Genomic DNA, 15,675 nt, shown 5'->3' with positions numbered 1-15,675 from the left:
GCACCGGCGGCCGGGGACGCGGGGAGCCGGTGTCAGCCCTGACCGCAGGAGGCGGGCACGTACCGGGCGAGCTGGTCCTTCACCCACGGGTCGTACACGGCAAGCCGGTGCCTGGCCGCGGGCACGAACTGCGCCAGCTGCCCCTCGATCCAGGAGTCGAGCCGGTGGGTGCCACGGTGCGCGGAGCAGACGCGGCCGCCGGTCTGACTCGCGGCGGTGCGGGCGGGGAGGTGTGCGGCGCTCTGCGGAGCCGCCGCCGCGGTCCCGGCCGTGGCGAGCAGAGCCCCGCCGAGCAGCGCCGCCGAGGCGCCGGCCGTACCCGCGTGGCGTACCAGCTTGATCATGACGTTCTCCTTTCTGTACGGCCGGTGACGAGCCCTGGGCGCCCTGTAGCGGTCTGCCCTGCTTTGTCGCTCGACCGGCCGGTGGAGGCGCCTACCCCACCAGTCACACCTCACTCATCGGAGCGTTCCCGCCCATGGCCACGGACCTGAGGTCGTCGAGCGACTCCCGCGCGAGCAGGGCCAGCGAGCGCGACTCGTCGGCGGTGATCCAGCGTTCGAAGGCCACCTTGAAGACGGCGACGCCGGTCTCGGCGGTGAGGCTGGCGGCCGGATCCGGGACGCCGCGGCGGCGGAGGGTGCCGGTGAGGGCAGCGGCCAGGGAGGCGAGTTTGATCAGTTCGCGTTCACGCAGTTCCGCGGTGGCCGAGATCACGGCCTGTCGCTTGCGGGCGAAGTCGCGCCGCTCCTCGAACCCCGCGCAGATCGCGTCCAGGCCCGCCGCCATCGCCTCGATCGGCGCGGCCGAGGGCGGGGCGCCGGCGACCGCCTGGGTGAACACCTGCTCCAGTTCGCCGGCGCCGGAGAACAGCACCTCGCGCTTGTCGGCGTAGTGCCGGAAGAACGTGCGCTCGGTGAGTCCCGCGGTCCTGGCGATCTCCGCCACGGTGGTCTGCTCGTATCCGCGCTCGCCGTACAGGTCCAGCGCCGCCTTCGCGAGGCGCTCGCGCGTGTTCGGCTCCCATCTGCCCATGGCGCGCATCCTACGCGATGACAGCGACTGACATCAGTGCTAGCGTTGATGTCAGTAACTGACATCAACGTGTCTGGGGATCTCTCATGCGCATCTTCGTGACCGGGGCGTCCGGCTGGATCGGTTCGGCCGTCGTCCCGGAACTCATCGACGCGGGTCACCAGGTCGTCGGCCTGGCCCGCTCCGACGCCTCCGCCGACGCGCTCACCGAGGCCGGCGCCGAGGTCGTCCGCGGCACCCTGGACGACCTGGACGTCCTGCGCGCCGCGGCCGCCGACTCGGACGGTGTGATCCACCTCGCGTTCAAGCACGACGTGGCCTTCTCCGGCGGCTTCCAGAGCGCGGCGGAGGCCGACCGCAGGGCCGTCGACGCGCTCACCGAGACGCTCGCCGGCAGTGACCGTCCGTTCGTCCTCGCCTCCGGGCTGGCCGGACTCAAGCCGGGGCAGCTGGCGACGGAGCAGGACATGCCGGTGATCGAGGGCGACTCGCCGGTCCTGATCCGCGCGATCACCGCGCAGGCCGTCCTGGCGTGTGCGGAGCGCGGTGTGCGCTCGTCCGTGGTCCGGCTCTCCCCCACCTGCCATGGCGACGGGGACAACGGCTTCACCGCCGCCCTGATCGGCATCGCACGGGACAAGGGCGTCTCCGGCTATCCCGGTGACGGCGCCAACCGCTGGCCGGCCGTGCATCGGCTGGACGCGGCGCGGCTGTTCCGGCTCGCGGTCGAGAAGGCCCCGGCCGGCACCGTGCTGCACGGGGTCGCCGAGGAGGGCGTGCCGCTCCGCGAGATCGCCGAGGTGATCGGCCGCCGGCTCGAGCTGCCGACGAAGTCGGTGGGGGCCGAGGAGCTGGCCGGGCACTTCGGCTGGATGAGCGGCTTCGTCGGTCTCGACGCGCCCGCGTCGAACGCCGCCACCCGCGCGCTGCTCGGCTGGGACCCGACCGGGCCGACCCTCCTCGCCGACCTGGAGGCGGGGCACTACTTCCAGGCCGCCGGGGACAGCACCGTCTGACACCGGGAGCGGCCCCCTGGGCGTGCGCACCCGCGGGGCCGCCTCTCCCTCCTCCCTCGACGGACGCCATCCGCGCCGGGCTGCGGCACCGGAGCCCGGCGGTCCGCGCGGATGATTGCCGGCCCCCTGACCGCCTGATCGACACCGGCCCGATGGACGACCTCGTCGCCATGGCCGACGATCCCGGCACGGGCGCCGGGGTCGCCGCGCAGGTGTCCCCCTCGCAGCGGTCGCAGGCGCTCCTACCGGGCCGAGCCGGGGGCACCGAACCACACCGGGAGACGTTCGGCGAGGTCGGCGGGGTCCTCGCCCGCCCAGGCCACATGGCCGTCGGGCCGCAGGAGCACGGCGGGTACGTCCAGTTCGTCGCTGCCGTCGACGACGTGGTCGATCCGGTCCGCCCAGCCGGTCACCGACAGCCGGCCGGTCCGGTCGAGCAGCAGGCCGCGGCCCTGGTGCAGCAGCTCGTACAGGCGTCCCTGCTTCAGGGGCAGGTCCGGGAGGCGGCGCCCGAGGAGTTCGTGGCCGTCGCCGAAGTCGTAGCGGACGCCGGTCGCGATGATCTTCTCGGTCAGGCGGCGGTTCACCTCCTCGATGTCCATCAGTTCCGTCAGCAGCCGGCGCACCGCTTGGGCTCCGGGTTCGAGGGAGACCAGTTCCATCTGGGCGCGGGTGTTGTCGAGCACATCGGCGGCGACGGGATGGCGTTCGCGCTCGTAGGTGTCGAGCAGCCCCTCGGGGGCCCAGCCGGCGAGCGCGGCGGCCAGTTTCCAGCCGAGGTTGAAGGCGTCCTGGATGCCGAGGTTGAGGCCCTGTCCACCCATCGGCGGGTGGACGTGGGCGGCGTCGCCGGCCAGCAGCACGCGGCCGGACCGGTAGCGCTCGGCCTGCCGGGTGCCGTCGCCGAAGCGGGAGAGCCAGCGCGGCTCGTGGATGCCGAAGTCGGTGCCGGCGACGGCCCGCAGCCGCTGTCGTACCTCGTCCAGGGTCGGCGGGGCCGTGCGGTCCTCGGCCACGCCGTCGGCCGGTACGACGAAGCGGTACACGCCGTCCGCGAGCGGTCCGGCGCCGAACCGCAGCTGGGTCTTGCGGACCTCGGCCACCACCGCCTCCACCTCCTCCGGCGAGGCGGTCAGCCGTGCCTCGCCGAGCAGCGTGTCGACGCGGGAGGGCTCGCCGGGGAAGGCGATGCCGAGCAGCTTGCGGACGGTACTGCGGCCGCCGTCGCAGCCGACGAGGTAGCGCGACCGCAGCCGGGTGCCGTCCGCCAGTGCGGCGGTCACCCCGTCCTCGTCCTGGCTCAGGGCCACCAGTTCGCGGCCCCGGCGGATCTCGGCGCCCAGCTCCGTGGCGCGCTCGGCCAGCAGACGATCGGTGGTGGGCTGCGGGATGCCGAGGACGTACGCGTGCGCGGTGTCCAGGCCCGTCGGCGACGGCTTGCGGATGCCCGCGAAGAAGCCGCCGAGCGGGTACTGCTTGCCCTGGGCGAGGAAGCGTTCCAGCAGGCCGCGCTGGTCCAGCACCTCGATGCTGCGCGCGTGCAGCCCGAGCGCCCGGACGATCCGGGTGGGTTCCGCCTCCTTCTCCAGCACGACGGTGCGGACGCCGTGCAGCCTCAGCTCGGCGGCCAGCATCAGACCGGTCGGTCCGCCGCCCGCGATGATCACGTCGATCATGAAATTCCCCCACTCACAGCAGGCGTCCCACCTGCGGTTCGCCGTCCAGAGCGGAGATTGTGCGGCATGGGAGGGGCCTTGCCGCAAGGCCCCCCATCCGCTATAAGTTGAGAGTGGCAAGGAGTACGCGCTCCTTGCCTTTTCCGTTTCCGCTGGGCCGTCCGGGTGGCGTCCTTTCGGGTGAATGCCGGGCGGGCGGCCGACCGACGGCACGACACCCCCAGGCCGTCCATGCCGAGCCAGGGACCCGGCGGCATCGACGGAGCGGATTGTCAAGGTCGCGGACCGTGACGAGGCGGGGGTTTCGCGGGTCCGCGATAAACGGGGCATGAGACCGTTCCGCATCCAGTCCTGGGCCGCCGCCGTGCTCCTCGCGGGCGCCTGCACCCTCGCCGGGCCCGCCAGCGCACCGGCGGCACCGAACCGGGCGGCCCTGGACTACGTGGCGCTCGGGGACTCCTACTCGGCCGGCGTCGGCGCCGGGGACTACCTCCCCGAGGGCGCGAGCTGTCTGCGCAGCAGCCGGGCCTACCCCGCCCTGTGGGCCGCGGCGCACGCCTCGTCCTTCGCCTTCGCCGCCTGCAACGGCGCCAAGACCGGCGATGTGCTGAGCAAGCAACTCGGGGCGCTGAGCGGCCGTACCAGTCTGGTCAGCATCACCGTCGGCGGCAGTGACGCGAGCTGGGCCAAGGTGATGGGGATCTGCGCGCTGCCCGGCACCACCGCGTGCCTCAACGCCATCGACACCGCGCGCGCCTACGTCGACAAGACGCTGACCGGGGACCTGGACCGGCTCTACTCGGCGATCCGGGGCAAGGCGCCGGCCGCCCGTGTGGTGGTGCTCGGCTACCCGCACTTCTACCAGCTCCACGGCACCTGCACGCGGGGGCTGGAGGACAAGGAGCGGGCGGCGCTCAACGCGGCCATCGACCATCTCGACGGCGTGATCGCCCAGCATGCCACCGGCCACGGATTCGCGTTCGCCGATGCCCGGAGCGCGTTCGGCGGGCACGAGATCTGCTCCGCGGGACCGTGGCTGCGCAGCGTCGAGGTGCTGGACCTCACCGAGTCGTACCACCCCAACGCCTCCGGGCAGTCCCTCGGCTACCTGCCCCTCTTCAGCCGCGCGGCCTGAACCCGGCGCGCTCGGCGGCAGGAGGAGTCAGCGCTCCCGCGGGGCCCGGTTCGAGCGGCCCCGGCTCGCGCCGAAGCCCGTCTCGTGGTCCCAGACGTGGGTGCAGGTCGGGCACTGGAGGTGGAGCATGCTGCCGGTGTTCGACAGGAGATAGCGCCAGTGCCGCGTGCACCTGCGGCGTTCCCCGCAGGTGGCGCAGCCCTGGTGGTCCGAGCAGTTCGGGCAGGTCACCCAGGCGCGCCGGCCGATGTCCGCTTGGGGATCAAGCGGCAGCACGGCCGTCTCCGCGCTCGGGCAGGACGCCGGCGGCCACCAACTGGTCGTAGATGCGCTGCTGCTCCGCGTCGAGGCCGGAGTAGAGCAGGTCCCGCGCCGCGTCCTCGTCCCGCAGCGCCGTGACGGGGTCCCACGTGGGGCCGACCGCGTCCATGACGTGGGCGCGCCGGAGCATCTCGTGGGCGGTGAGATCGACGGAGAACTCGACCGGCTGATCGGACGGGGCGGAGTCATAAGCGGACATACATACGAACTTAGGTAGCCCTTCCCCGTCACGACAAGGGCGGGTGGGGGACATCACAGCGCGTCGGGTGCCGCCCGACGGCGACCGGCCCGGTGCCGCAGCTCGCGGGACCGGGCCGGTGGGCCATCGGGAATGCCGGGGTCACCCTCGAAGGGTCGGCAGCCCTCCGCGAACGCCGGGGTCACCCCCGGACGGTCAGCGCTCCTCGCGGAACGGGACGTGTTCCCCGGCGACCGGGTCGTACTTGCGCAGGACGAGCCGGTCGGGGTCGTTGAGACGGTTCTTCCGCGTCACGTAGGTGACGCCGGTCCCGGCCGTCGACTTCAGCCTGACGACGGGACGCGCGGTGCTGCGTGCCATGGGTTGCCTTTCCGCCCGGCCCTTGCTTGCGCCCTTTCCGGGCTCTGCGCCGGGCATGTCGATCACGGACATGACAACGAGCCTCCGGCCCCGGATATTCCGGCCACGCACGGCACGGGATTTCACCGGACGGCACCGGCGCGTACGCACCGGCAGTTCCCCGGCGCCCCACCCTCACAGGCCGACGGTCGCCCTGCGCTGCGCCTGGTCGAACTCGGTGACGGCGTCGCCGCCGGTGTCCCAGGGCCAGGACGTGACGATGCCGCCCAGGGCCTCGAAGACGGGGGCGGCGTCGCGGCGCCGGTCGGCGGCCATCAGGGCGTAGGCGAGCAGGTTGAGGTCGGCGAGCGCCCTGGCGTGGCGGAGGAATCCCGGCTGGGGCCAGGTGTGGGCCACGCGGTCGAGGGCCTGGGCGGCCATGGCGTGGGACCAGTGGTTGCGGGCGACCAGGGCCTCGAAGCCACCCCGGCCGAGGACGGAGTGGTACTGGAGGACCTGGGCGGTGAGTTCGACGCCGGCGCAGGGGGCGTTCGCCGGCATGCGGGCGCACAGGGTGTCCACGAACTCCAGGACCTGGATGCGCGAGCCGCCCTCCTCGGGGCTGAGGTAGCCGAGCATGGCGAGGTAGGCCTCGCGGTTCCAGCGGTCGCGGGCGAGCACCTCGTTCCAGACGCCGAACGCCTGCGGCTGGGCCCAGCGCTGGAGGCGGGCCACCTCCAGGAGCGCGATCCAGGGGGTGGGGTCGTCGGGGGCTGTCTCGGCGGCCCGCAGGCACAGGTCGGTGGCCTCGGAGGCGGCCTCCGGGCGGCCCTGGGCGCGGGCGTCGGCCACCATGGTCCAGGCGTGCAGCACGAGCGCGTCGGCGCTGCGGGGCTCGCGCGCGGCCCAGGAGCGCGGCAGGTGCGACGAGGTCAGGAAGTCCGCCAGCACGCCGATGCGGTGGGTACGGCGGTCCCAGTCACCGGGGTCCTGGTCGAGCAGACGGGTGATCTGCGCCGCGCACAGGTCGGTCGTCGCGATCGTCCCCGTCCGGGTGGTCGCCCGCAGGGACTTGAGAAGTCTGCCCAGCTCCTGGTCGTCCAGCTCGGGAGCCAGACGGGTTCTCCTGCGGCGACTTGAAAGAAAAGCCATGGGGGGAGGCTAGGGGTGTTCGCCCCTTGCACAAGGGCTGCGCCAAGATCGTTATGGATTACCCCGCTTACCCGCGGTTACCTGTGTGCCCGCTTGGCGTCGCCTCTCCGGATCGCCGCCGCGGGCGGCCGCTCGCGCCGGGCGCCGTACGCGATGAAGTAGGCGGGCACCTTGCGCAACCGCCGTGATCCGGCGAGCAGATGGGCGATGCGCCGGGCCCGGTCCGCGTCGCCGAGCGGTGGCCGCCCTTCCAGCACGGGGCGGATGAGACGGGCGTGGGCCAGCCGCTGCAGCGTCTGGGTGGCGACCGTGGTGGGGCGGCGGCGGCGCTGCACCCCGCGCAGTTCCCGTTCGCTCACGGCGCCCCGGCGCAGCGGACGGGCGAGATGGCGGGCGGTGGCCACGGCGTCCTGGACCGCGAGGTTGATGCCGATGCCGAAGACCGGGGACATGGCGTGGGCCGCGTCGCCGATGCACAGCAGTCCGGGGCGGTACCAGCGGCGCAGCCGGTCCAGGCGTACGTCGAGAAGCTTGACCTCGTCCCAGGAGCGCAGGGCGGCGGTGCGGTCGGCGGCCCAGGGCACGGCGGCGGCGAACTGGGCCCGGAACCGGTCGAGTCCGGCGGCGCGGCGGCTTCCGTCGGCGCCCTTGGGGATGAGCACGGCGCACTGCCAGTACTCGCCGCGGTCGATCATCGCGGTGAGGAAGCGGTCGCCCGCGCCGCCGACCAGCCCGCTCGGATCACCGGTGCGGCGCGGCAGCCGGAACCACCAGGCGTCCATCGGGCAGGCGAAGGAGCGGGGGCCCAGCTCCGGCCGGGCGCGGGCGAGCGAACCGCGCCCGTCGCAGGCGACGGTGAGCAGGGCGCGCAGTTCGCCGGTGCGGCCGTCGGCGGTGCGGTAGCGCACCCCGGTCACCCGTCCCGCCTCGGTCAGGAAGCCGGTGGCCTCCGTGTTCATCCGCAGCCGGAAGGTGGGTTCGCGGCGGGCCTCGTCGGCGAGCAGGTCGAGGAGGTCCCATTGGGGCACCATCGCCACGTAGTTGTAGGGGCCGCGCAGTACGGACAGGTCGGCGACGGTGACCTCCGGGCGGCCGGGGTCGACCGGCAGCCGCACGGTGCGCACCCGGCGCTGCGGCAGCCGGGCGAACCGCTCGGCCAGGCCCAGGTCGTCCAGCAGCGCCAGGGTGGAGGGGTGGACGGTGTCGCCGCGGAAGTCGCGCAGGAAGTCGGCGTGTTTCTCCAGCACCGTCACCTCGACGCCGGAGCGGGCCAGCAGCAGGGCGAGCACCATGCCCGCCGGGCCGCCGCCCACCACACAGCACGTGGTCCGCTCGACCGCGCTGCCGGTGCCTTCGGTGCCGCCCGTGTCCATGCCGGTCCCGCCCTTCGCCGGAGCAGTGATTCACCGTTGCAGTAATTCATCGTTCGATGAAAACCCTATCCGTCGTGTACCCACCGTCCTCGTCTCACACGCCCGCCGCCACGGCGGGCGGCCGGTCCCGGTGGATCGGCGCCCGGCCGCCGGTCAGCGGTGCCCCGGTGCCGCCCCGCCGGGCGGCGACGATCTCCGCCACGATGGACAGGGCGGTCTCCTCGGGTGTGCGGGCGCCCAGGTCGAGGCCGATCGGCGAGCGCAGCCGGGCCAGCCGGCGCTCGCTCACGCCCTCTGCGCGCAGTCGGCGCGCCCGGTCCTCGTGGGTGCGCCGCGAGCCCATCGCGCCGACGAACGCCACCGGCATGCCGAGGGCCACCTTGAGCAGCGGTACGTCGAACTTCGCGTCGTGGGTGAGCACGCACAGCACGGTCCGCGCGTCGGTCGCGGTACGCCGCAGATACCGGTGCGGCCAGTCGACCACCACCTCGTCGGCGTCGGGGAAGCGGGCCGGGGTGGCGAAGACGGGGCGGGCGTCGCAGACGGTCACATGGTGGCCGAGGAACTTCCCGGCCCTGGCCAGCGCCGAGGCGAAGTCCACCGCACCGAAGATGATCATGCGCGGGGGCGGTACGTCCGACTCGACCAGCAGGGTGAGGCCGCCGGGGCAGTGCGAGCCGTCCGCGGAGACCTCCACCGTGCCGGTGCGGCCCGCCTCCAGCAGGGCGCCCGCCTCGGCCGCCGCCGTCCGGTCGAGGTCCGCGTGCCCGCCGAGCGTGCCCTCGTGCGCGCCGCCGGGCCGCACCAGCAGGGCCCGGCCCAGCAGGTCCTCCGGGCCGCGGGCGACCCGGACGAGGGCCGCGGGTTCGCCGCGGGCGGCGCGCGCGAGGGCCGCGGCGAGGACCGGCCGCACGGGCGAGCGCGCGCCCACCGGAGCGACCAGGACATCGATCACTCCGCCGCAGGTCAGCCCCACGGCGAAGGCGTCCTCGTCGCTGTACCCGAACCGCTCGACGACGCTCCGCCCGCTCTCCAGCGCCTCCTGGCACAGGTCGTAGACCGCGCCCTCGACGCAGCCGCCGGAGACCGAGCCGATGACGGTGCCCGCGCGGTCGACGGCGAGGGCGGCGCCGGGCTCGCGCGGGGCACTGCCGCCGACCGACACCACGGTGGCGACGGCGAACTCCCGCCCCTCCTCCAGCCAGCGAGTCAGCTCGGCGGCCAGGTCAAGCATCCGGCGCCCCCGCGGCGAGGACGCGCTCCGGGCTGATCGGCAGGGAGCGGTGGCGGGCGCCGGTGGCGTGCCAGACGGCGTTGGCGACGGCGGCCGCGGCACCCACGACGCCGATCTCACCGATGCCCTTGACGCCGACCGGGTCGTCCGGGTCCTCGTCCTCGATCCAGTCGGCTTCGAGGCGCGGGACGTCGGCGTGGCTGGCGACGTGGTAACCGGCGAAGTCGGCACCGACGAGGCCGCCCGAGGCGCGGTCGCGCAGCGCCGCCTCGTGCAGGGCCATGGAGATGCCCCAGACCATGCCGCCGAGGAACTGGTTGCGCGCGGTGAGCGGGTTGATGATCCGGCCCGCCGCGAAGATGCCCAGCATGCGCCGCACACGCACCTCGCCGGTGGTGACGTCCACGGCCACTTCGGCGAACTGGGCGCCGAAGGAGTGCCGTTCGGCGGCGGCGAGCGCGCCGATGGCCGCGGTGGTGTCCGAGCGGACGGTGATGCCCTCGGCCGGGATACCGGCGCCGAGGGCGAGCCGCTCGCGCAGTTCCTCGGCCGCGAGCTTGACCGCCCAGGACCAGGAGCGGGTGCCCATCGAGCCGCCGGCGATCATGGCCGGTCCGAAGGCGCTGTCGCCGATGCGGACCCGGACCCGCTCGGGGGCCGTGTCCAGCGCGTCCGCGGCGACCAGCGTGAGGGCCGTACGGGCCCCGGTGCCGATGTCGGCCGCGGCGATCCGGACGGTGAAGGTGCCGTCCGGGTGGGCGGTCGCGGTCGCGGTGGAGGGTCCCGCGCCCGCATGGAAGGAGGCCGCCGCGGTGCCGGTGCCCAGCAGCCAGCGCCCGTCCCGGCGGACTCCCGGTCGCGGGTCGCGGTCGGCCCAGCCGAACCTGCGGGCGCCCTCGCGGAAGCAGTCGGCCAGCCGCCGGCCGGCGAACGGCAGGCCGGAGACCGGCCCCCGCTCGGCGTCGTTGCGCAGCCGAAGTTCCACCGGGTCGAGCCCGCACTTCTCGGCGAGTTCGTCCAGCGCGGACTCCAGGGCGAAGGACCCCGGTGCCTCGCCCGGAGCGCGCATGAAGGTCGGACTCGGCACGTCGAGCCGCACCACGCGGTTCTCGGTGCGGTGGGCGTCGGCGTCGTACATCACCCGCGCCACCCCGGCGCTCGGTTCCACGAACTCGTAGACGGTGGAGGTGTGGCTGAGGGCGCGGTGCTCCAGGGCGCGCAGCCGTCCGCCGGCGTCGGCACCGAGCCTGACCCGCTGGACGGTGGGGCTGCGGTGGCCGGCCAGCGTGAACATCTGACGGCGCGTCATGACCACGCGTACGGGCCGCCGCAGCACGCTCGCGGCCATCACGGCGGCCACCTGGTGGGCGCGTACGCCCTTGCTGCCGAAGCCGCCGCCGACGTGTTCGGAGCGCACCCGCACGCTGGCGGGGTCCAGCGAGAACAGGTTGGCGAGGTCGCCCACCACCCAGTTGGCGCCCTGGTTGGAGTCGAAGACCTCCAGGCGGCCGTCCTCCCAGTGAGCGGTGGCCGCGTGCGGCTCCATCGGGTTGTGGTGCTCCTCGGGGGTGGTGTACTCGGCGTCCAGCACCACTGCGGAGGCGGCGAGTTCGGACTCGATGTCGCCCTTCTCCGTCACCGCGGGCATGACGCCGTCCGCCGGGTAGGCGTCGGGGTGCTCCGCGGTGAACTCCGTTGCGTGCGGCTCCGGTTCGTAGTGCACGACGAGCGACTCGGCGGCTTCGCGGGCCTGTTCGGAGGTCTCGGCCACGACGAGCGCCACCGGCCAGCCCAGGTGCGGCACCCGGTCGTGCTGGAAGACGGCGCAGGTCGGGTCCGGCCGCATGCCCAGCAGACTGCCGAACTCGGTGTTCAGGCGCAGGGCGTTGCGGTGGTCGAGGACCGCGAGGACGCCGGGCATGGCGAGCACCGCGTCGGTGTCGAGGGCGCTGATGCGGCCGCGGGCGACCGTGGAGAGCACCAGCCAGCCGTGGGCGAGGTCGGCGAAGGGGATCTCGCCCGCGTACCGGGCGGCGCCCGTGACCTTCTCCACGCCCTCCACACGGGTGCGGGCGGTGCCGACGGACGGCGTGCGGGTGGCCGTCCCGGTGTCGGTGACGGTGGTCATCGGGCGGCCTCCTCGGCGAGTTCGGTGAGCACGGCCACGACGAGGTTGCGCATCAGGGTCACCTTGTATCCGTTGTGCGGCAGCGGCCGGGCCGCGGCCAGTTCGGCGTCCGCCGCGGCGGCGTAGGTCTCGGGCGCGGCGGGCGCCCCGGTCAGCACCTCTTCGGCGGCCAGGGCACGCCAGGGCCGGGAGGCGACCGCGCCGAAAGCGAGGCGCGCCTCGCGCACGACGCCGTCCCTGACGTCGAGCGCGGCCGCGAGGGAGCCGATGGCGAACGCGTACGAGGCGCGCTCGCGCACCTTGCGGTAGCGGGAGCGGGCCGCTACCGGCGCGGGCGGCAGAACGACGCCGGTGATCAGCGCCCCGGCCGGCAGAGCGGTCTCCAGGTGCGGGGTGTCGCCGACCGGGAGGTAGAACTCCGCGAGCGGCGACTCGCCCGGCCCGTCGGCGGTCTCGTAATGGACGACGGCGTCGAACGCGGCGAGCGCGACGGCCATGTCCGAGGGGTGTACGGCCACGCAGTGCTCGGAGGCGCCGAGGATCGCGTGGTTGTGGTGCTCGCCCTCGACCGCGGGACAACCGCTGCCCGGAATCCGCTTGTTGCAGGGCTGGGCGACATCGGTGAAGTAGCCGCAGCGGGTGCGCTGGAGCAGATTCCCGCCGACCGTCGCCATGTTGCGCAGCTGCCCGGAGGCACCGGCCAGCACCGCCTGGGCCAGCGCCGGGTAGCGGCGGCGCACCTCGGGATGGGCGGCGAGGTCGGCGTTGGTGACGGTGGCGCCGACGCGCAGGCCGCCGTCCGGCGTCGACTCGATCCGGTCCAGCGGGAGTTCACGGATGTCGACCAGCCGGGTCGGGCGTTCGACACCCGTCTTCATCAGGTCCACGAGGTTGGTGCCGCCGCCGAGGTAGCGGGTGTCCGGGTCGGCGCCGAGCAGCGCCACGGCGCCGGCCACGTCGGCGGCCCGCCGGTAGTCGAACTCCCTCATGCCAGAGCCTCCTCGGACTCGGTCGCGGCGCCCGCGCGCTCGCCGTCCGCCGCCGCCCTGGCCACCGCCTCGACGATGGCGACGTAGGCGCCGCACCGGCACAGGTTGCCGCTCATGCGCTCCCGGATCTCCTCGGCGGTCAGCGGGGGTGGCCCCGCCTCCGGCCGGATATCGTCGGTGACGGCGCTCGGCAGGCCCTCCGCGTGTTCCCGGAGCATCCCGATCGCCGAGCAGATCTGTCCGGGGGTGCAGTAGCCGCACTGATAGCCGTCGAGTTCGAGGAACGCCTGCTGCACGGGGTGCAGCCGGTCTCCCTCGGCGACGCCCTCGATCGTGGTGATCTCCCGCCCCTCGGCCGCCACGGCCAGTTGCAGGCAGGCGAGCGTCCTGCGCCCGTCCAGCAGGACGGTGCAGGCACCGCATTGGCCTTGGTCGCAGCCTTTCTTGGTGCCCGTCAGCGTGAGGCGTTCACGCAGGGCGTCGAGCAGGGTGGTGCGGTGGTCGACGGGCAGTGTGAACTTCTCGCCGTTGATATGCAGGGTGATGACACTGGACGTCGAGGGGGCCATGGCAGCTTCTTTCGCATTTCCAGAGAACACATGGGGTGCAGAGCACGTTGTATGCCGAGCCGTTGGTATGCGGAGCCGTGAAGTACAGGGGCTGTGGAGGGCCGGTGCGGATCGCCGTGGTGGGGGCGGCGGCCTGATGGCTGCCATGCTGGCGGTTCCGCGGCTATCGTGGAGTCAACCGGACAAGCGTCCGTTACCTTGAAAACGTAACGGACACTTGTCCGCTTAGCAAGGGCGAGGTTCGGCCACGACCCTCGGAGAGGACGAGTGCCGCACATGAAGGACTCACCACGGCGCTCGGACGCACAGCGCAACCGCGAGCGCATCCTGGAGGTGGCCCTCACCGAGCTGTCGCGCTGTCCGGACGTCCCGCTGAGCGCCATCGCCCGCGAGGCGGGCGTCGGGCAGGGGACCTTCTACCGCAACTTCCCCAACCGCGAGGCGCTGGTCCTGGAGATCTACCGCCACGAGATGGGGCAGGTCGCGCAGAGCGCGGCCCGGCTGCTGGAGACCCGGCCGCCCGCGCAGGCGCTGCGCGCCTGGATGGACCGGCTCTCCGAGTTCGCCATGGCCAAGGCCGGTCTGGCCGCCGCGATCCGGCAGGTCACCGGCGCGCCGGGCGGCCCGGCCAAGCCCGCGCACACCCCGGTGACCGACGCGGCCACGCTCCTGCTGCGGGCCGGCGAGGAAGCCGGCGCCATCCGGCCCGGCGTCACCGCGGACGACTTCATGCTCGCCATCGCCGGCCTGTGGCAGCTCGACCCCCGCGAGGACTGGCGGCCGCGCGCCACCCGGCTCCTCGACCTGGTGATGGACGGCCTGCTCCGGGGCGCGCCCGGGAACTGAACGCCGGGTGCCGCGCTCACGGCCCGGCGGGAGAGCACGGGCCGCCCGGCGGAACCCGCTCAGATTTTCGCGTCCCGGATGATGACTCGGCCCGGTTCGGGGCACCCGGTCACCAGGAACATTCGTCGACAGGAGGCGGGCCATGATCGCCCTCGGCATCATCTTGCTCATCGTCGGATTCCTCACCGGGATATCCATTCTCTGGACCATCGGGATCATCCTTCTGGTGGTCGGCGCGGTGCTGTGGATCCTCGGGTCGATGGGGCACGCGGTCGCCGGCCGCCGGCACTACTGGTGAACCGTTCCCCCGGTCGGGCACCCCGGTTCCCCGGCACGGCCCGATGGCCCCCGGAAGCCGGAACATGCCGCTGAGTGGAGCAATGACCGGTGCGGCGTGGACCCGCGCACCAGGCTGGATGCTCGTCCAGCCCGTGTGACAGGAGTCCCGTGTGCGCAGTCCACGTCGCCAGCCGGAGGTCGGTGCCGCCACGCGGACCGGACTGCCGGCGCCTCCGGGCTGGATGCGCTGGCTTCCGTTGCTCTACGTCGCCGCCGTACTCGTCCTCGAACCGATCACGCCCGTCGACTGGCCCGTGAGCTTTCTGCTGGTCGCCCTCCCGCTGGTGACCGCGTTCGCGCACGGGCCGCGTGTGGTCGCGGGCGCCACGGTCTTCGCCGTCGTCATAGAGGGGGTCCTGGCCGGCACGCCGTGCTGCGCGGGCCGCCCGGTCGGCTATCTGTGGGACCGCCACTACGTCGCCGACTACGTCTGCACGGCGCTGGTGGGCGCCCTCGGCACGATCCTCGCCGCGCACCGCATCCGCCGCGAACGCACCCTGGCCGACGTGCGGTTCGTCGCCGACATCGCACAGCGCGTGCTGCTGCGGCCGCTGCCGCAGCGAATCGGCAACCTCCTCCTGGAGAGCCTCTATCTGTCCGCCGCCGCCGAGGCGCGCATCGGCGGCGACCTCTACGAGGCGGTCCCCACCGCCTTCGGCGTACGGCTGCTCATCGGCGACGTGCGCGGCAAGGGGCTGCTCGCGGTGGAGACGGCCGCGGCGCTGCTCGGCGCGTTCCGCGAGGCCGCGCACGACGAGCCCGATCTCGCCGCGCTGGCCCACCGCATGGAGCGCAGCATGACGCGCCGGGCCGAGCACCTCGGCGGCAGCGAGATCGGCGAGCGGTTCGTCACCGCGGTCTTCGCCGAGATCCCCGCCGGCGGCCGGGTCGTCCGGGTCGTCAACTGCGGTCATCCGCCGCCGCTGCTGATCCGCGCCGACGAGGTGCGGGAGCTCGATCGCGGTTGCTCCGGTCCCCCGCTCAACCTCGGTGTGCTGCTTCCGGAGCCGCACCACGTCGACAGCTACCCCTTCCAGCCCGGCGAACAACTGCTGCTGTACACGGACGGCGTGACGGAGACCAGGAACGCGTCCGGCACCTTCTACCCCCTGGCGCAGCGCCTGCACTCCTTCGGCCCGCTGCCCCCGCACGAGCTGCTGGAGCGGCTCCACCACGACCTGCTGGAGTACAGCGGCGACAGCCTCCAGGACGACACCGCGGCCCTCGCGGCATGCCTGCTCGCCGACGACGGGATCCACGCCGCGGACCAGCCGCGCCCGCGATAGCCGAGCCATCGGCCCCTTAGGGGCTCTCCCCCACGCCC

General features: G+C 73.6%; 17 protein-coding genes. 5 read left to right on the top strand and 12 right to left on the bottom strand.

Annotation, left to right across the window (positions count from 1 at the left end):
- Positions 1-32: 32 nt before the first annotated feature.
- Positions 33-344 carry a hypothetical protein gene (locus ACZ7EC_RS12610; RefSeq protein WP_471061612.1) on the bottom strand — a complete coding sequence of 104 codons (312 nt, stop codon included), beginning with the start codon at positions 342-344 and terminating at the stop codon, positions 33-35.
- Positions 345-447: 103 nt separating this feature from the next.
- Positions 448-1,035 carry a TetR/AcrR family transcriptional regulator gene (locus ACZ7EC_RS12605; protein ID WP_471061609.1) on the bottom strand — a complete coding sequence of 196 codons (588 nt, stop codon included), beginning with the start codon at positions 1,033-1,035 and terminating at the stop codon, positions 448-450.
- A gap of 86 nt (positions 1,036-1,121) precedes the next feature.
- Between ACZ7EC_RS12605 and ACZ7EC_RS12600 the strand changes: the two genes are divergently transcribed.
- On the top strand, positions 1,122-2,051 hold the full coding sequence (locus tag ACZ7EC_RS12600) for an SDR family oxidoreductase (protein ID WP_471061607.1): 930 nt from the start codon (positions 1,122-1,124) through the stop codon (positions 2,049-2,051).
- 242 nt (positions 2,052-2,293) lie between these two features.
- Here the strand turns inward: ACZ7EC_RS12600 and rox are convergent, their stop codons facing one another.
- Positions 2,294-3,727: a rifampin monooxygenase gene (gene rox / locus ACZ7EC_RS12595; protein ID WP_471061604.1), complete on the bottom strand. Its 1,434-nt coding sequence runs from the start codon at positions 3,725-3,727 to the stop codon at positions 2,294-2,296.
- 328 nt (positions 3,728-4,055) lie between these two features.
- Here rox and ACZ7EC_RS12590 point away from each other — a divergent pair, with 328 nt between their 5' ends.
- Positions 4,056-4,862, top strand: a complete 807-nt coding sequence (locus ACZ7EC_RS12590; RefSeq protein WP_471061601.1) for an SGNH/GDSL hydrolase family protein — start codon at positions 4,056-4,058, stop codon at positions 4,860-4,862.
- Positions 4,863-4,889: 27 nt separating this feature from the next.
- Here the strand turns inward: ACZ7EC_RS12590 and ACZ7EC_RS12585 are convergent, their stop codons facing one another.
- From ACZ7EC_RS12585 to ACZ7EC_RS12545, 9 genes are all read right to left on the bottom strand, one after another.
- Positions 4,890-5,138, bottom strand: coding sequence for a hypothetical protein (locus tag ACZ7EC_RS12585; RefSeq protein WP_471061598.1), 249 nt, complete (start codon positions 5,136-5,138; stop codon positions 4,890-4,892).
- Entirely contained in the window at positions 5,125-5,382 is a 258-nt protein-coding gene (locus ACZ7EC_RS12580) for a DUF6400 family protein (protein ID WP_471061596.1), read from the bottom strand. The genes ACZ7EC_RS12585 and ACZ7EC_RS12580 overlap by 14 nt, the downstream gene beginning before the upstream one ends.
- Positions 5,383-5,577: 195 nt before the next feature.
- Positions 5,578-5,742: a 50S ribosomal protein L33 gene (rpmG, locus tag ACZ7EC_RS12575; protein ID WP_019330754.1), complete on the bottom strand. Its 165-nt coding sequence runs from the start codon at positions 5,740-5,742 to the stop codon at positions 5,578-5,580.
- A 174-nt stretch (positions 5,743-5,916) separates the two neighbouring features.
- Positions 5,917-6,873: a hypothetical protein gene (locus ACZ7EC_RS12570; protein WP_471061593.1), complete on the bottom strand. Its 957-nt coding sequence runs from the start codon at positions 6,871-6,873 to the stop codon at positions 5,917-5,919.
- A 77-nt stretch (positions 6,874-6,950) separates the two neighbouring features.
- Positions 6,951-8,246 carry an FAD-dependent oxidoreductase gene (locus ACZ7EC_RS12565; protein WP_471061590.1) on the bottom strand — a complete coding sequence of 432 codons (1,296 nt, stop codon included), beginning with the start codon at positions 8,244-8,246 and terminating at the stop codon, positions 6,951-6,953.
- Positions 8,247-8,340: 94 nt separating this feature from the next.
- Entirely contained in the window at positions 8,341-9,480 is a 1,140-nt protein-coding gene (locus tag ACZ7EC_RS12560) for an XdhC family protein (RefSeq protein WP_471061587.1), read from the bottom strand.
- Positions 9,473-11,608: a xanthine dehydrogenase family protein molybdopterin-binding subunit gene (locus ACZ7EC_RS12555; RefSeq protein WP_471061584.1), complete on the bottom strand. Its 2,136-nt coding sequence runs from the start codon at positions 11,606-11,608 to the stop codon at positions 9,473-9,475. The genes ACZ7EC_RS12560 and ACZ7EC_RS12555 overlap by 8 nt, the downstream gene beginning before the upstream one ends.
- On the bottom strand, positions 11,605-12,597 hold the full coding sequence (locus tag ACZ7EC_RS12550) for an FAD binding domain-containing protein (RefSeq protein ID WP_471061581.1): 993 nt from the start codon (positions 12,595-12,597) through the stop codon (positions 11,605-11,607). Before ACZ7EC_RS12550 ends, ACZ7EC_RS12555 begins: the two co-directional genes overlap by 4 nt.
- Positions 12,594-13,166, bottom strand: coding sequence for a (2Fe-2S)-binding protein (locus ACZ7EC_RS12545; RefSeq protein WP_471061578.1), 573 nt, complete (start codon positions 13,164-13,166; stop codon positions 12,594-12,596). Before ACZ7EC_RS12545 ends, ACZ7EC_RS12550 begins: the two co-directional genes overlap by 4 nt.
- Before the next feature lie 276 nt (positions 13,167-13,442).
- On the opposite strand from ACZ7EC_RS12545, the gene ACZ7EC_RS12540 reads away from it, so the two are divergent.
- The 3 genes from ACZ7EC_RS12540 (at position 13,443) to ACZ7EC_RS12530 (ending at position 15,637) form a co-directional block, all read left to right on the top strand.
- Positions 13,443-14,012 (top strand): TetR/AcrR family transcriptional regulator, encoded by a 570-nt coding sequence (locus tag ACZ7EC_RS12540; RefSeq protein WP_471061575.1) that lies wholly within the window; start codon positions 13,443-13,445, stop codon positions 14,010-14,012.
- A gap of 142 nt (positions 14,013-14,154) precedes the next feature.
- Positions 14,155-14,310 (top strand): DUF6131 family protein, encoded by a 156-nt coding sequence (locus ACZ7EC_RS12535; protein ID WP_086807291.1) that lies wholly within the window; start codon positions 14,155-14,157, stop codon positions 14,308-14,310.
- 223 nt (positions 14,311-14,533) lie between these two features.
- Positions 14,534-15,637: a PP2C family protein-serine/threonine phosphatase gene (locus tag ACZ7EC_RS12530; RefSeq protein WP_471062057.1), complete on the top strand. Its 1,104-nt coding sequence runs from the start codon at positions 14,534-14,536 to the stop codon at positions 15,635-15,637.
- Positions 15,638-15,675 lie beyond the last annotated feature (38 nt).

The organism is Streptomyces sp. NPDC037203 (genome assembly GCF_055605065.1).
The sequence above is the reverse complement of the archived record's forward strand: the minus strand, read 5'-3'. Positions and strand labels throughout refer to the sequence as shown.

Bases quoted from the DNA above. Each gene is read 5' to 3' on its own strand.
- ACZ7EC_RS12610 (WP_471061612.1), bottom strand. From the start codon at position 344: ATGATCAAGCTGGTACGCCACGCGGGTACGGCCGGCGCCTCGGCGGCG.
- ACZ7EC_RS12605 (WP_471061609.1), bottom strand. From the start codon at position 1,035: ATGGGCAGATGGGAGCCGAACACGCGCGAGCGCCTCGCGAAGGCGGCG.
- ACZ7EC_RS12600 (WP_471061607.1), top strand. From the start codon at position 1,122: ATGCGCATCTTCGTGACCGGGGCGTCCGGCTGGATCGGTTCGGCCGTC.
- rox (WP_471061604.1), bottom strand. From the start codon at position 3,727: ATGATCGACGTGATCATCGCGGGCGGCGGACCGACCGGTCTGATGCTG.
- ACZ7EC_RS12590 (WP_471061601.1), top strand. From the start codon at position 4,056: ATGAGACCGTTCCGCATCCAGTCCTGGGCCGCCGCCGTGCTCCTCGCG.
- ACZ7EC_RS12580 (WP_471061596.1), bottom strand. From the start codon at position 5,382: ATGTCCGCTTATGACTCCGCCCCGTCCGATCAGCCGGTCGAGTTCTCC.
- rpmG (WP_019330754.1), bottom strand. From the start codon at position 5,742: ATGGCACGCAGCACCGCGCGTCCCGTCGTCAGGCTGAAGTCGACGGCC.
- ACZ7EC_RS12570 (WP_471061593.1), bottom strand. From the start codon at position 6,873: ATGGCTTTTCTTTCAAGTCGCCGCAGGAGAACCCGTCTGGCTCCCGAG.
- ACZ7EC_RS12565 (WP_471061590.1), bottom strand. From the start codon at position 8,246: ATGGACACGGGCGGCACCGAAGGCACCGGCAGCGCGGTCGAGCGGACC.
- ACZ7EC_RS12560 (WP_471061587.1), bottom strand. From the start codon at position 9,480: ATGCTTGACCTGGCCGCCGAGCTGACTCGCTGGCTGGAGGAGGGGCGG.
- ACZ7EC_RS12555 (WP_471061584.1), bottom strand. From the start codon at position 11,608: ATGACCACCGTCACCGACACCGGGACGGCCACCCGCACGCCGTCCGTC.
- ACZ7EC_RS12550 (WP_471061581.1), bottom strand. From the start codon at position 12,597: ATGAGGGAGTTCGACTACCGGCGGGCCGCCGACGTGGCCGGCGCCGTG.
- ACZ7EC_RS12545 (WP_471061578.1), bottom strand. From the start codon at position 13,166: ATGGCCCCCTCGACGTCCAGTGTCATCACCCTGCATATCAACGGCGAG.
- ACZ7EC_RS12540 (WP_471061575.1), top strand. From the start codon at position 13,443: ATGAAGGACTCACCACGGCGCTCGGACGCACAGCGCAACCGCGAGCGC.
- ACZ7EC_RS12535 (WP_086807291.1), top strand. From the start codon at position 14,155: ATGATCGCCCTCGGCATCATCTTGCTCATCGTCGGATTCCTCACCGGG.
- ACZ7EC_RS12530 (WP_471062057.1), top strand. From the start codon at position 14,534: ATGCGCTGGCTTCCGTTGCTCTACGTCGCCGCCGTACTCGTCCTCGAA.